This is a genomic window from Paenibacillus lutimineralis (assembly GCF_003991425.1).
GTDB lineage: Bacteria > Bacillota > Bacilli > Paenibacillales > Paenibacillaceae > Fontibacillus > Fontibacillus lutimineralis.
Map to the genome: position 1 here is coordinate 884,315 of NZ_CP034346.1, position 13,373 is coordinate 897,687.

Genomic DNA, 13,373 nt, shown 5'->3' on the forward strand with positions numbered 1-13,373 from the left:
TTTAGGGATTGACTGTAAAAAGCCTGAATTAATCTTAAATAACGATCTGTAGTTTCGTTAGAATTAATTTAGCAATGTTTTTGAAAAAATAACGATCCGTAGTTTCGTTACAGAAATACGGATAGGTGGTTGCCAGCCCAGGGGTAGCTCCTGAAATTTTCACAGTCGCCGATCGTAGGAATAACTATGATGTGCGTAGAAATACACACCATCGATATTTTTTATTCTTGTTACACTTATAGTGCGTGTTAAAAAAGTCCAGTTTTTAGCACCGAAACTCATGCTTCTGATTGTGCGTTTTTCAAAACGTGTTAGTTGGATGAAGGGGTGTGAGAGGGTTTTTGGACTACCGCTTCAAGTGCCAGGGGGGAAAGGCAATTGAGATATAGACTAAATAATCCATTGAATCGAATGAATGTGAAGCAGCAGCTATTCCTGTTATTTCTCATTATCATTATTCCGCTATTAATTCTGAATGCCTACGGCAATTACAAAGCCGATCAAATCTTGAAGCGTCATGTTACCAACGCCTATATCGAGCTGAACAAGCAAAATTTCCGACTGATCAATCGTGACATTGAAGCAGTGAACAAGGTGACTTCTACTGTATTTCAGAACTCACTGCTGCAGCAATTGAATCCGCTTTCTACTGATGAGACGATACTGCAAAGGGTGAAAAATTACGAGAAGCTCGAAAATTTGCTGACCACTTATTCGCAAGAGACAGACGAGCGCGAGCCAGTCTATTACTCGCTCTATGTGTACGATCCACAGAACACCTACTTTTTTGCTCCGTTCTATCCAGGGCCGAAAAAATCCGGGGTTTATTTTTTTTCTGACGATGAGAAGCCGGACTGGTTCGACGAGGCTGTCGAGAAGAAAGGAAAAGGGTATTTACGTCTGATCGATCATTTGTCACCGCCTTCCAAAGGCCAAGGCGATCAAAGGACGCTCGCTTATATCCGGGCGATCAACAATATTTATAGAAATGGCACGATTGGGGTATTGGTGGTTACTAATCTGGACGCCCGAGTTCAGGAGTCGCTGCAGACCGTATCGTTGCCGGAGGGAGAGCTTTATTTTACAAATTGGAGTAACCGCGTTCTGAGCGCTCAGAGCAATGAACACGAAGATGTGCTGGAGCTTCCGCCGGAGGTTGCGGATATGGGAATGACCAGCGGCGTGAAGGATGTCATTACCAGCGATTATATTTACGTCGTTAATTATAACCATGTATTGCAGCAGAAGCTGGTCTATAAGGTTCCAGTGCAAGCACTACTGCATCAGCAGAAGGAGATCAAGCAGGTGATTCAGTTGATCTCGATTGTCTTTTTTGCCGGGAGTCTAATCTTCATGCTCTATTTCTGGCGATCCCTGATGATGCCAATCCAGAAGCTGGTATATTTCGTCAGACGCTATGAACCGGGGAATATCGTTCCGGAGACCCCACGCAGAGAGAAGAAGGACGAGATTAGCGTACTGATGCATAGCATTTACGAGATGGCGCGCCGGTTAAATGCGCTGGTTCATTATAAATACACGATGGATCTGAAGCAGAAGGAATCCCAGCTGCAAATTCTGTATCAACAGATTAATCCGCATCTGCTCTACAATACGCTGGAGAGTATCTATTGGAAAAGCACAATGGAGGGGAATACCGCTTCGGCTGAAATGATCAAGGAATTGTCCAAGTTGATGAAAATTAGTCTCAGCCGAGGCAGGGAGCTGATTACGCTTGGGGAGGAACTTGAACATGCTTCTGCCTATATCAAATTGCAGCAGCATAGGTATGATTATCAGTTCCGGATCTCGATAGATGTTCCCGAGAAACTGCTGCCGATCTCCATCCCGAAAATAACGCTGCAGCCTTTAATTGAGAATTCTATTATTCACGGTGTGAAGCATATGGGGGAGGACGGCGAGATTGTGATTCGCGCTGCCTCGGATGAAGATAATCTATTTATATTCATAGAAGATAACGGGTACAAGTCAGTAGATTATGAGATGATTAATCGCTTGCTTGACGAAGAGAATCCGGACCCGACGTTCGGTTACGGTATACGTAACATCCACCAGCGAATCAGATTGCATTTTGGAGCCAATTATGGACTTCAATATTCGAAGCGCGAGGAAGGCGGGACCCGGGTTACGCTAAAGCTTCCAAAGTCCGTGCGAGAACAGCCATAGCACAGGTAAGTGTTCCAAAAGCCCAGTTTTCAGCACCGAAGCTTATGCTTACGATGTGCGTTTTTTCAAAACGCTTCAGTTGGATGAAGCTAGGGCGTGAGGAGCGGAGCGTACGTAGTTTGTACGTGAGCACTTGAGATGTTCCCCTAGGGAACATGACTTCGTAAGCATCCGCTTGGGCCCGGGTGAATTCAAGATTCGATGTCGAGAACGCTTCCTGATTAACTTCGTGATCAAAAGTGGACTCAGAAAGCTACAGGGGGAGAAGAGAATGTACAAAATACTAGTCGTTGACGATGAACCATTAATCTGCAAGGGGCTGGCTGGACTTCTGAACGGTTCCGGCATCGATATCGGGGCGGTGTATACCGCCTACAGCGGACATGAAGCTCTCGACTACATTCGTATGGAGGAGATCGATCTGCTTGTCACCGATATCCAGATGGGGGAGATGAGCGGGATCGAATTGATGCAGCAGGCCAAGATGGTCAAGCCGTGGGTGCAGACGATTATCATCTCTGCCCATGAGACATTCCAATATGCGCAGATGGCTTTGCGACTTGGGGCCAAGGATTATTTGATCAAGCCGCTGAATAGCGAGAATTTCTTGGATTCCGTCCGTAATGCTCTGTTGAAGATGGAGCGGCCTGTCGCGCAAATCGATGAGTTTTTGTCCGCGGATACGGATCATTTTCGAATGGAGGAATTTCGTCCAGAGCAGAATGAGCTTCTACAGCGTCTATTGAACGGAACGGTCTCTTTGCAAGAGGGTATTTTGGAGGAATTAAGATTAGTGGGCCCTTATTTCTCCGTGATCAGAATGAAGCTTGATATTCCGCGGGAGGGGGAGGCCTCCTATTCGGAGCGGGATATCCGTCTACTACACTATGCTGCACGGAACGTGGCTGAAGAGCTGTTACATAAAGAAGAGAAAATATTGACTTGCTATTCTGGTGAACGAGATATCTGTATTCTACTGCAGTGGAACGAGACAGAGTATGATGAGCTGGATATAAATAAAATCAACCATCTCGAAATGATCGGGCGAAGTTTGCATCATCATGTGCAGAAGTACTTAAATATTCCGGCCATCATCGGAATTAGCCAGATTCTGAAGGGCGCGGAATTTCTGTCTGTGCTGGATCGTCAAGCGGATAAGGCGATTGTGTGGGGCGGGAAGCATGGGGATTACCAGGTGTTCTATTACGGTGACTTCAATTGGAGCAATTATGCTCAGGACCCTACCGCTGAAGAGCTTACGACACAGAATAACCGGATTGTTGATAGTGCCAAGCAATATATCGAAGACAATTACAGCCAGAAAGGATTGACGATCCACGAGGTCGCGAAGAAGAATCATGTCAGCCCTAATTATCTTAGCTTCCTGTTCAAGAAGAACACCGGCTACAATCTGTGGGAGTATGTGATCAAACTGAGGATGGAAGAGAGCAAGTCCCTGTTGCTCAATACTGATCTACGTCGTTATGAGATCGCTGAACGCGTCGGTTACGAATCTCCCGAACATTTCAGTAAAATATTTAAGAAGTATTTCGGTCTTAGTCCCAGTGAGCTGAAGAAGTAAGAACAGCTATACTTCGCATAGTATTACACCTGTTCCCGAGCCCCATGATTTTCTAAAATGAAAGCTGGACACTAAAGAGAAATGAGGGAAACTCATGGAGGAATCGGTGATTTCACCAGGAAACATGGTCAAGGGGCCTCAGAAAGAGCTCAAAAAAGTACGAAGAACATCAAACTGGAAAAAGTACATGTGGGGGTATCTTTTTCTCGTTCCAGCTATCGTCATTTTTATCGTCTTTCTATGGGTTCCAATTTTCAAAGGGATCGTCTATAGCTTCTACAACGTCGATTTCGTAAAGGGCAACTCTTTTGTTGGATTGGATAACTATGCAAAAATATTTCATAACCCTGATTTATGGCTATCTGTTAAAAATACATTGTATTTTATGTTCCTTACGTTAGTCATCGGGTTCTGGGTGCCAATCGTGGCAGCGATAGCCATATCGGAGCTTAAGTTCTTCCAGGGCTTTGCTCGAATAGCCGCTTACTTGCCCTTCGTCGTTCCTGGCGTAGTGCTCTATGGCATGTGGAGATGGATGTACGATCCGGTCGGACCAATTAACGCCTTGCTTGGCTTGTTTGGCGTCGAGCCGATCTCGTTCATATCCGATGGACGCTTCTCGATGATCTCGATCGTCTTCATGGAGACATGGCAGCAGTTCGGTTCGGCAATGTTGATCTATCTGGCCGGGGTGCTGAGTATTCCGCGGGACTGGTACGAAGCAGCAGAAATTGACGGTGCCGGAGTTTGGAGTCGGATTAAATATATTACCCTCCCATCTATGCGCAGCTTGATTGTTCTGATGCTCATCCTGCAGGTTATCGGTACATCACAGGCTTACCAATCTCAATTGGCCTTGCTGGATGGCGGTCCGAACAAGGCTACGTTGACCTATGCGCTCTTCACGGTGAAATATGCTTTCACCCAGTTGGATTATGGGGCAGGCACAGCGCTAGGCGTACTAATGTTTATCGTCTTGGGTATCCTTGGCGTCATTCAATTCAAGATGAACAGGGAGGATTACTAATATGGAAAGAGGCATTCTGTCACCATCGGATTTGAAGAAGCCGGTGAATAAGATCGTCTATGGAATCATGGTTCTGGGTATTGCCATTATGGCCGTTACGATGCTATATCCCATTCTCATGACGATGTTCAACGGACTTAAGAGCAATCCTGAGATCAATACCTTTCCGCCGAAGTTCTTCCCGACAACCTGGCATTGGGAGAATTTCTCCAAAGGTTGGAACTACATTGCTTTACCGGTATTTTTGAAGAATACAGTGTTCATTTTTCTCGGGAATCTGCTCATGACGATTATGGTACTCGGTCTGGCAGCATTCAGCATATCGCGAATTCGCGTTCCGTATAGCCGGGTAATCTATTTCTTCATCCTGCTTACCTTGTTCATACCAGCAACAAGCTATATGATTCCTAACTTCGTGAATCTGAAGCAGCTCGGACTGCTCAACTCTTACTGGGCTTTCTGGCTGCCTGCGGGAGCGAATGCATACTACTTCCTGCTAATGAAGAATTTCTTCGACGGCATTCATCCGGAAATCTTTGAAGCGGCGCGGATTGACGGTGCTTCGGAGCTGACGAGCTATCTACGAATAGCTATTCCGTTGTCCGTCCCGATCTTTGCCACATTGTCGATCTTTATTTTCTCTACTGCATGGAACGACTGGTTCTGGCCATCGCTAGTTATGCATACGGAGGATAAATACACCTTGGCCACTGCGATATATAAGTATGTCATTAATGCGCGGAGCTTGGACAGCAGTATCAAGTTCTCGATTCTGTTCATGGTTATGATTCCGCCGATCTTCGTGTTTTTGGGATTCCAGAAGTTTATCGTGCGCAGCGTCAGCCTGACTGCCGTCAAAGGGTAAGCAGAGTAGAGATAACGTTTACATTTAGCGTAGGGCTGCACATGATCGCCATATGAATACACATCGTCCTCCTACCAGAAATCTTCTAATATAAAAATGTATCAGTTGACAACAATTATGGAAAAGGGGAGTTTCAATGCGTAAGTTCTCAGCAGTACTGATGTGCTTAATGCTGCTAGGTTCACTGCTCGCAGCGTGCGGCGGAAAGAACAATGCAAGCGACCAGGCTAATAACGGAGGAGCAAATACTCCAAGCAATACCGGTGGTACTAACACAGCGACCGATGAGCCGAAGGATGACATTACACAGAGGAAAGTAACGCTGAAAATTCACTATCCACTGCCGGATGAAACGACGCTTCGTGCGCAAGAAGACGATAAGATTGCCCGCTTCCAAGCGATGTATCCGAATGTCACGATTACTAAGGATGACTGGCAATACGATATTAACGAAATCGGCGTAAAAATGGCTTCCAACGAAGCCCCAACCTTCTACAACACTTGGGCTACGGAAGCGAACTTTCTGGTAGAACGCGGCTGGGTCGCTGATATTACGGACCTTTGGAACAATTGGGAGTACAAAGACGAGATTAACCCTGTAATACAAAATCAGTTCATCGTGGATGGCAAGGTATTTGGTATTACACAGAACGGTTACATTACCTCCACAGTAGTGAACAAGAAGATTTTGGACGATAAAGGAGCTGCCATTCCTGCCCTCGATTGGACTTGGGATGATATGTACAATACAGCCAAAGCGGTTGCCGATCCGAAGAAAGGGATCTCAGGCATTGCTCCAATGGGTAAAGGCAATGAAGCTGGATGGAACTGGACGAATTTCTTGTTTGAGGCCGGCGGGGATATCGAGAACAACGTAGATGGCAAAGTAACGGCTGTATTTAACACCGATGCAGGTGTCAAAGCCCTTGATTTTTATAAGAAGCTGAAATGGGAAGCTAATGCGATTCCGCAGGACTGGGCTCTCGGCTGGGGCGATGCAATAAGCTCGTTCCAACAAGGACGTACAGGAATGGTTATTGCTGGTGCATTTGACGTCGTTCAAGCTGCTCTGAACGAAGGTGGCATGAAGCCTGAGGATGTTCTCGTCTATCCGATGCCGGCTGCTGAGGCGGGCGGCAAACACTACGGAATTCTAGGCGGCAACTATCTGGTCATTAACCCGAACGCAACGAAGGATGAGCAAGAGATGGCTTTCCGCTATATTACGTTTGATTATTTCTCAGATGGCTCTTTGAAGGCTGTTGAAGATACGATTAATGCTCGCAAAGCAGAAGGCAAGTATTATGTTCCTACGCCACTTGAGTACTTCAAGGATGATTCCGAGTATGCAGGCAAGATCCAAGCGATTTATGACAAGTACGATAACGTGTACAAATACGATCCAAACCTGTTCTCCTTGCTGGAGGGCAAACCAGAAGCTCAATTCGGCACACAGGACTACTATGCAACGATGTCCAACGTAGTACAGGAATCGTTCTCGAAGAAGGATACGGATTCGAAGAAACAACTTGATGTGGCTGCACAGTACGTGCAGGAGAATTACTTTGATAAGATTGAAGCGAAATAATCAGATTAGTTAACAGTAAGAATGGTGTGCAATAACTGAGGCGTCCTTATTTAGGGGCGCCTCAGTTTGTTGTAATGACTGATGTCTTGACGATGGGGTGAAGTTTGGTGAGTAGACGGACGAGTGGTCGGTCATTTTCTAACGAAACGTCATAACGTTATTTGCTTAAAAACAAGCGTGTATCGAATTTAACGAAACACCATATCGTTATTTGGGCTAATTCTGGGCTTTGAGGGGTTATTTTTGCTAAATAGCGATACCCTGTTTCGTTACAATTTTTCAAGGCGTTTTTCGGCACGAATAGCGATACCACGTTTCGTTAGAATGGGCTGCTGCATCATAAAATAGCCCCCTACAGCCCAAGTAAAATACCTGAGCCGCAGAGGGCTAAAATGGATGATATCCTTTATTTGCCGGAGATTTCCTTGAAGGAAGCCTCAGCAGCCTCAAGTGTGAAGTCGATGTCTGCTTCGGTATGAGCCGTCGTCAGGAACCAGGCTTCAAATTTGGATGGAGCCAGATTAACACCGCGATTCAGCATAGCACGGAAGAAGGCGGCAAATGCTTCACCATCCGTATCTTGGGCCTCGTCATAGTTCGTTACCGGATGGTCACAGAAATGCGTTGAGAAGGAGCCGCGAATACGGTTGATGGTCAATGGCACTCCATGCCGTTTGGCGGACTCAGCCAGGCCATCAGTCAATTTCACAGTGAGGCGGTTCATTTCCTCATATACTTTAGGATCCTGCAGTACTTCGAGACAAGCGATACCTGCGGAGATGGAAGCCGGGTTGCCAGCCATCGTTCCGGCTTGATAAGCCGGGCCGAGCGGAGCGACCTTCTCCATGATCTCTTTGCTGCCGCCATAAGCTCCGATAGGCAGGCCACCGCCGATAATCTTGCCTAGTGCGGTCAGATCCGGCTTGATGGCATCGTGGTTATCTAGTCCCGCATAAGTCTGGGCGGAGCCGTAATGGAAACGGAAGGCCGTGATGACCTCATCGTATATAACGAGCGCGCCGTACTCATGTGTCAGCCGGCATACATCCTCTAGGAAGCCAGGCTTCGGCATGACCATCCCGAAGTTGCCGACGATGGGCTCGATCATGACAGCCGCTACGTCGTCGCCCCATTTCTCCAGTGCTTCCTGTAATCCGGTCGTATCGTTGAATGGAACGGTGATGACTTCATGGGCGATGCTTGTCGGGATACCAGCGCTGTCTGGAATACCAAGCGTGGATGGACCAGAGCCTGCAGCAACGAGCACAAGGTCGGAATGGCCATGATAGCAGCCGGCGAACTTGATAATCTTGTTTCGACCGGTATAGGCGCGGGCTACGCGAATTGTCGTCATAACGGCTTCTGTACCGGAATTGACGAAGCGGACCTTATCCATCGAAGGGATTGCTTCCTTCAGCATCACTGCAAGCTGGATTTCAAGCTCGGTAGGCGTACCATAAAGCGTTCCGTTAGCCGCTGCTTCAGTAATTGCCTTCGTGACATGCGGATGGGCATGTCCAGTAATAATTGGGCCATATGCGGCCAGGTAGTCGACATAACGGTTGCCATCGACGTCCCAGAAGTAGGCGCCTTCGGCCTTCTTCATAAAGACAGGCGCCCCGCCCCCAACCGCTTTGAACGAGCGGGAGGGGCTGTTGACGCCGCCTACGATATGTTGAAGTGCTTCTTCATATAGTACTTCGGATTGCTTCCTATTCATGATGAGTAACTCCCTTTCACAGTAGGTAATGGTGCTTCCAGAGCATAGGATCTAGGTTTGCCTGACTCCTCAGGCTCAAGGCCCGCTGGAAGTATCCGCAGCTTCATTCTTAATTTTCGGCGCGCTATTGCTGCCATTCGTCGTAGAATTGCTGTTGTTCCCGCTGTTCTGCTCATCTGTAGAAGTGTCTTCTGTTCTATTGAATACTTCTTGGACATAAGCTTTGAGCTCTTCATCACTCTTGACGCCCAGCACTTCAGCTCCACCGACATTTTTCTCGATTAGCAGGCTCATTGGCGGAATTTGCTCACTGGCAATCATTTTGCTGGAATAGCCAAGGTTGGCCAACTTCCACATATCGTTAATCGTCAGGTTCGTATCGATATAAGGATTGACTTTCTCCAGAATAGCCGGCAGTTTGAGCAAGGAGGTCGTCGAGATCATCTTGTTGGCCACGGCCGTCAAGAAATTACGCTGACGTTCTGTACGGCTGTAGTCCGAGAGAGCATCATGCCGGAAACGGACGTATTGCAGCGCAGTCTTGCCATCCAGATGCTGCTGTCCTTGCTTCAAATCGATATCGTACTCATGATTATCCGCTTTGCTCGTATAATGCATATCCTTCTCTACATAGAAATCCACGCCGCCGATGGCGTCGACCAGTTCGATGAATCCTTGGAAGTCGGTATACACATAATATTGAATCGGAATGCCCAGCAAGTCGGAGACCGTCTTCATGGCTGTATTAGGGCCATGAGTGATCGCTGTATTAATTCGATTCATGCCATATTCAGGGACCTTGACATAGGTGTCGCGCATGATCGAGAACAGATACCCGCGTTTGGTTACCGGATCAAGCGAGGCTACCAGCATCGTATCGGAACGTGGAATTTCGCCTTTTTTGAGACCGCGCGCGTCGACACCCATGAGTAGAATATTGACTCGGTCGGTTCCTTCCCATTTTGGCGGTTCTGGGGTTTTGGTTGTCTCCGTTGGTTTAACCTGATAAAATGGAGAATCCTCGCCGGTCTTCTGGAAATGGTCTACCTGGTTATAAATCGCAGTGAAATAATAAGCTAAAAATCCAACAACGATGACCAGGACCGCGAGCAGCGACCAAAGGATGGTTCGCTTAGTTCGTTTTGTCATATAAATTTCGTTCCTTTCAGAAAAAACGATGAGTTCATTTTGATGGCAATACTTCATTCATTATAATTTTTTTTAGAGTTACAATCAATTTATGTGAGTTAGTATTCTTTTAGGAGGATTTTCTTATGAATCGGCAACCAATTGAACTTGGACAAACTGTTCCAGATTTCACCCTTCCTGCTAGCGGGGGCAATGAAGTAAGTTTAAGTCAGTTCCGCGGACAGAAGGTGGTAATCTATTTCTATCCGAAGGACATGACTACGGCGTGTACTCAAGAGGCCTGTGATTTCCGTGACAATTATAGTGCTATTAGCGAGCGGGATGCGGTCGTGCTCGGTATTAGTGGTGATCCAGTGAAGTCGCATGACCGTTTCGTGGAGAAGCAGAGTCTTCCGTTCCTACTGCTATCGGATGCAGACCATGAGATCTGTCGGATGTTCGGCGTGTGGCAGCTTAAGAAGATGTATGGCCGTGAATATGAAGGCATTGTTCGCTCCACCTTTCTAATTGATGAAGAAGGACGACTGGTTCGCGAATGGCGCGGCATCAGAGTGAAGGGACATGTAGAGAAGGTTCTGGAGGCTATAAGAGAGGGAGTTTGAACAATCCGTTTTTTTAAAGAAGGGCGCAGCAAAGACCTGTATAGTAGGGCTTTCGCAGCGTCCTTTTTGTTATTTCCAAACAAAGTCTATTTCTATAGCTCACGACATACAATCTACCAGATGCAAAATGATTCATATAAACGGCGGAGGTAGAAATAAATGAAAAGAAGATTCATTTCCAGTCTTGTGGTGATTCCAATCCTTTTTGTAGTGCTGGTATCTGCGGTAAGCTCGCTCCTAATCTCCCGGGAGGCGGGGATTATGGAGGCTTCGGCCTATTCCTCCAAACAGGTCGGGGTCTTGAAGGACAGGGGCACACCGGAACAGACGGTTGCTGCGGCAGGGGAAGCGGCGCTGGGTAAGACTCATGAAGAGCAGATTATGCAGTCGAAGCAAGAAGTATCTGCTGTGAATAGCAGCTCCAATCTGGAGTCAGATTCATCAGGACTGGATTCAGATAAGGCGGCTGGCGGGGCGGTGACGCTGACCGCTGGAACGCCAGTCACTATGCCTAAATCCGATAAAGCGGACAAGATTGTCTATCTTACATTTGATGATGGGCCCAGTAATTTAACCGATCAAGTGCTGAAAATATTGAAAAAAGAGGATGTTCCAGCTACCTTTTTTGTACTAGGGGGGAACGCCAAGAAAATGCCAGAGGTCATTACACGGATTGTTGAGGCGGGTCATACGATTGGCAATCATACTTATAATCATGAATACAGTGAGCTGTACCAGAGCTTCAACGTGTTCTGGGGCCAGATTAAGGAGACAGAGGAAGTGCTGCGGCAGATTACCGGAGTACGTCCAGAGCTGGTTAGAGCCCCAGGTGGTACCTATGGCCATTTTGACAAGACCTATTTCGATTTAATGGAGCAGGCCGGCTATAAAATATTTGATTGGGACGTGGACAGCGGTGACTCCAAACGGAAGGGCGTACCCGCTGCGGAAATTTTACGAAATAGTACTCCCGATAAATTGAAGAATCAAATGATTATACTGATGCATGATGGGGCGGGACACGCTGAGACGGTCAAGGCGCTTCCTGGAATTATCGATTTTTATAAAAAACAAGGGTATGTGTTCCGCACGCTGTCAGCAGAGCAGCCGTCCGAGCATTTTCCTATTTCCGACAAGATGAAGCGTACAACGCGGTCAGCCCCCTCTCAAGCATGGGTTGATAGTCATATTGTACCGAACGCATCATTGTTCGGTCCTGGATTGCCACTGTATGTAGAGGCTGGTGGCGTACGGACGAAGCTGGCTGCCGGGGAGTACGACTTGCAGGGCGAGCAATACCAGGTTCCGTTGCGGGCGGTCATGGAGCGTCTGGGGGCCAAAGTGAACTGGGATCATCCGAATCGTAGCGCGGTTATAACCTGGGGAGAATCTAAGGTTATTATTGATACGCTAAAAAATGTGATCGTGACTGAGTCTGATCTGGTCGATGGTAATGAGAAGGCTCAATCTATCTCAATTACGAGAAAGGACGGAGCCATTTGGGTTCCGCTGCGGTCCATACTCGAGGCGACAGGACATCCGATTCTCTCAACTTCCTCTACCACCGAGGAACGGCTTGTGAAGGCTCGTTAGTAAGCATTACATCTCTACGTGAGTCTGTAGGAGTTCATTCCTTTCCAGATCTGTTAGTAGTACACCAGCCAGTCTGCTGCACCATAAAGGTGTAACAAGCTGGCTTTAATTCATTGGCTAGAAGTCCAACATAGAAATGAACTGTCTTGTCGCAGGAGAGAGATGCTTGCTCTTATAATGCACATAGTTGATTCCACGCTGGAAGACGGTCTCCCGGATGGGGATCGAAGTGAGCAGCCCGTGTTCAATCTCCTGGGCCACGGCATATTTGGATACGATGGATATACCTAACCCGTGGATAACACCTTGTTTGATAGCTTCTAAATTGCTGATTTCCATATGGTTGACAAAGGTAATATCGTATTTGGAAAATATACTCTCTAGATAGCTGCGCGTGGCTGATTTTTTCGGCTTGAGGAGCATCATTTCGTCACGCAGATCGTAGAGAGAACAGGTTTGCTCCCGAGCCAGTCGATGGCCGGGATTCATAACGAGTACAAGCTCATCCTGATAGAAGGTCGTTGCCTGAAAACGTGCTTCATCTATCGGGATTTGATCGGATATAATCAATAATTCAATTTTGTTAGATTCCAACATATTTAGCAAATGCATAGAGGAGGTAATCTGCATGTTAATTTTGATACCTGGAAACTGTCTATTGAATTCGCCTAGAATACGAGGAAGCAGATAAATTCCTACAAAACTACTTGCACCGAAGGATAAAGTCCCGTGGGACAAGTCCTTAGACTGTTGAATATGTTCTATAGCAGATCCAAGCAGGTTGATCACTTGTTCAGCATATGGCTTGAATAGCTTGCCCTGCTCTGTCAGATACAGCTTCTTGCCAATACGATCGAACAGGGCGGTACCAAGTTCCTGCTCCAGGCTCTGAATTTGCATGCTTACAGCAGGTTGGGAGCAATACAATAAATCGGCGGCTTCAGTAAAATTGAGACATTCGGTCAAAGTAAGGAAGGTCTGTAACTTGGAGATATTCATAAGGGACCACTCCGATACGTGATTTTAGATAATATAAATCATAAGAGTATCTTATTGTTTT

General features: G+C 46.8%; 10 protein-coding genes. 7 read left to right on the top strand and 3 right to left on the bottom strand.

Annotation, left to right across the window (positions count from 1 at the left end):
• Positions 1 to 378: 378 nt before the first annotated feature.
• The 5 genes from EI981_RS03775 (at position 379) to EI981_RS03795 (ending at position 7,249) form a co-directional block, all read left to right on the top strand.
• Positions 379 to 2,187, top strand: coding sequence for a sensor histidine kinase (locus EI981_RS03775; RefSeq protein ID WP_126995596.1), 1,809 nt, complete (start codon positions 379 to 381; stop codon positions 2,185 to 2,187).
• A gap of 271 nt (positions 2,188 to 2,458) precedes the next feature.
• Positions 2,459 to 3,769, top strand: coding sequence for a response regulator (locus tag EI981_RS03780; RefSeq protein ID WP_126995598.1), 1,311 nt, complete (start codon positions 2,459 to 2,461; stop codon positions 3,767 to 3,769).
• Between the two features lie 94 nt (positions 3,770 to 3,863).
• Positions 3,864 to 4,796, top strand: coding sequence for a carbohydrate ABC transporter permease (locus EI981_RS03785; RefSeq protein WP_126995600.1), 933 nt, complete (start codon positions 3,864 to 3,866; stop codon positions 4,794 to 4,796).
• 1 nt (position 4,797) lies between these two features.
• Positions 4,798 to 5,661, top strand: coding sequence for a carbohydrate ABC transporter permease (locus EI981_RS03790; protein ID WP_126995602.1), 864 nt, complete (start codon positions 4,798 to 4,800; stop codon positions 5,659 to 5,661).
• 136 nt (positions 5,662 to 5,797) lie between these two features.
• Positions 5,798 to 7,249, top strand: a complete 1,452-nt coding sequence (locus EI981_RS03795) for an ABC transporter substrate-binding protein (RefSeq protein WP_126995604.1) — start codon at positions 5,798 to 5,800, stop codon at positions 7,247 to 7,249.
• Positions 7,250 to 7,655: 406 nt separating this feature from the next.
• On the opposite strand, the gene EI981_RS03800 is transcribed toward EI981_RS03795, so the two are convergent.
• Positions 7,656 to 8,969: a glutamate-1-semialdehyde 2,1-aminomutase gene (locus EI981_RS03800; RefSeq protein WP_126995606.1), complete on the bottom strand. Its 1,314-nt coding sequence runs from the start codon at positions 8,967 to 8,969 to the stop codon at positions 7,656 to 7,658.
• Between the two features lie 75 nt (positions 8,970 to 9,044).
• Positions 9,045 to 10,118: an LCP family protein gene (locus tag EI981_RS03805; RefSeq protein WP_126995608.1), complete on the bottom strand. Its 1,074-nt coding sequence runs from the start codon at positions 10,116 to 10,118 to the stop codon at positions 9,045 to 9,047.
• 125 nt (positions 10,119 to 10,243) lie between these two features.
• On the opposite strand from EI981_RS03805, the gene bcp reads away from it, so the two are divergent.
• Together bcp and EI981_RS03815 are read left to right on the top strand one after the other, a co-directional pair.
• Positions 10,244 to 10,720, top strand: coding sequence for a thioredoxin-dependent thiol peroxidase (bcp, locus tag EI981_RS03810; protein ID WP_126995610.1), 477 nt, complete (start codon positions 10,244 to 10,246; stop codon positions 10,718 to 10,720).
• 159 nt (positions 10,721 to 10,879) lie between these two features.
• Entirely contained in the window at positions 10,880 to 12,313 is a 1,434-nt protein-coding gene (locus tag EI981_RS03815; RefSeq protein WP_227011675.1) for a polysaccharide deacetylase, read from the top strand.
• Between the two features lie 117 nt (positions 12,314 to 12,430).
• Here EI981_RS03815 and EI981_RS03820 read toward each other — a convergent pair whose 3' ends face one another.
• Positions 12,431 to 13,312, bottom strand: coding sequence for a LysR family transcriptional regulator (locus EI981_RS03820; RefSeq protein ID WP_126995612.1), 882 nt, complete (start codon positions 13,310 to 13,312; stop codon positions 12,431 to 12,433).
• Between the last annotated feature and the right edge of the window lie 61 nt (positions 13,313 to 13,373).

Bases quoted from the DNA above. Each gene is read 5' to 3' on its own strand.
- EI981_RS03780 (WP_126995598.1), top strand. From the start codon at position 2,459: ATGTACAAAATACTAGTCGTTGACGATGAACCATTAATCTGCAAGGGG.
- EI981_RS03785 (WP_126995600.1), top strand. From the start codon at position 3,864: ATGGAGGAATCGGTGATTTCACCAGGAAACATGGTCAAGGGGCCTCAG.
- EI981_RS03790 (WP_126995602.1), top strand. From the start codon at position 4,798: ATGGAAAGAGGCATTCTGTCACCATCGGATTTGAAGAAGCCGGTGAAT.
- EI981_RS03795 (WP_126995604.1), top strand. From the start codon at position 5,798: ATGCGTAAGTTCTCAGCAGTACTGATGTGCTTAATGCTGCTAGGTTCA.
- EI981_RS03800 (WP_126995606.1), bottom strand. From the start codon at position 8,969: ATGAATAGGAAGCAATCCGAAGTACTATATGAAGAAGCACTTCAACAT.
- EI981_RS03805 (WP_126995608.1), bottom strand. From the start codon at position 10,118: ATGACAAAACGAACTAAGCGAACCATCCTTTGGTCGCTGCTCGCGGTC.
- bcp (WP_126995610.1), top strand. From the start codon at position 10,244: ATGAATCGGCAACCAATTGAACTTGGACAAACTGTTCCAGATTTCACC.
- EI981_RS03815 (WP_227011675.1), top strand. From the start codon at position 10,880: ATGAAAAGAAGATTCATTTCCAGTCTTGTGGTGATTCCAATCCTTTTT.
- EI981_RS03820 (WP_126995612.1), bottom strand. From the start codon at position 13,312: ATGAATATCTCCAAGTTACAGACCTTCCTTACTTTGACCGAATGTCTC.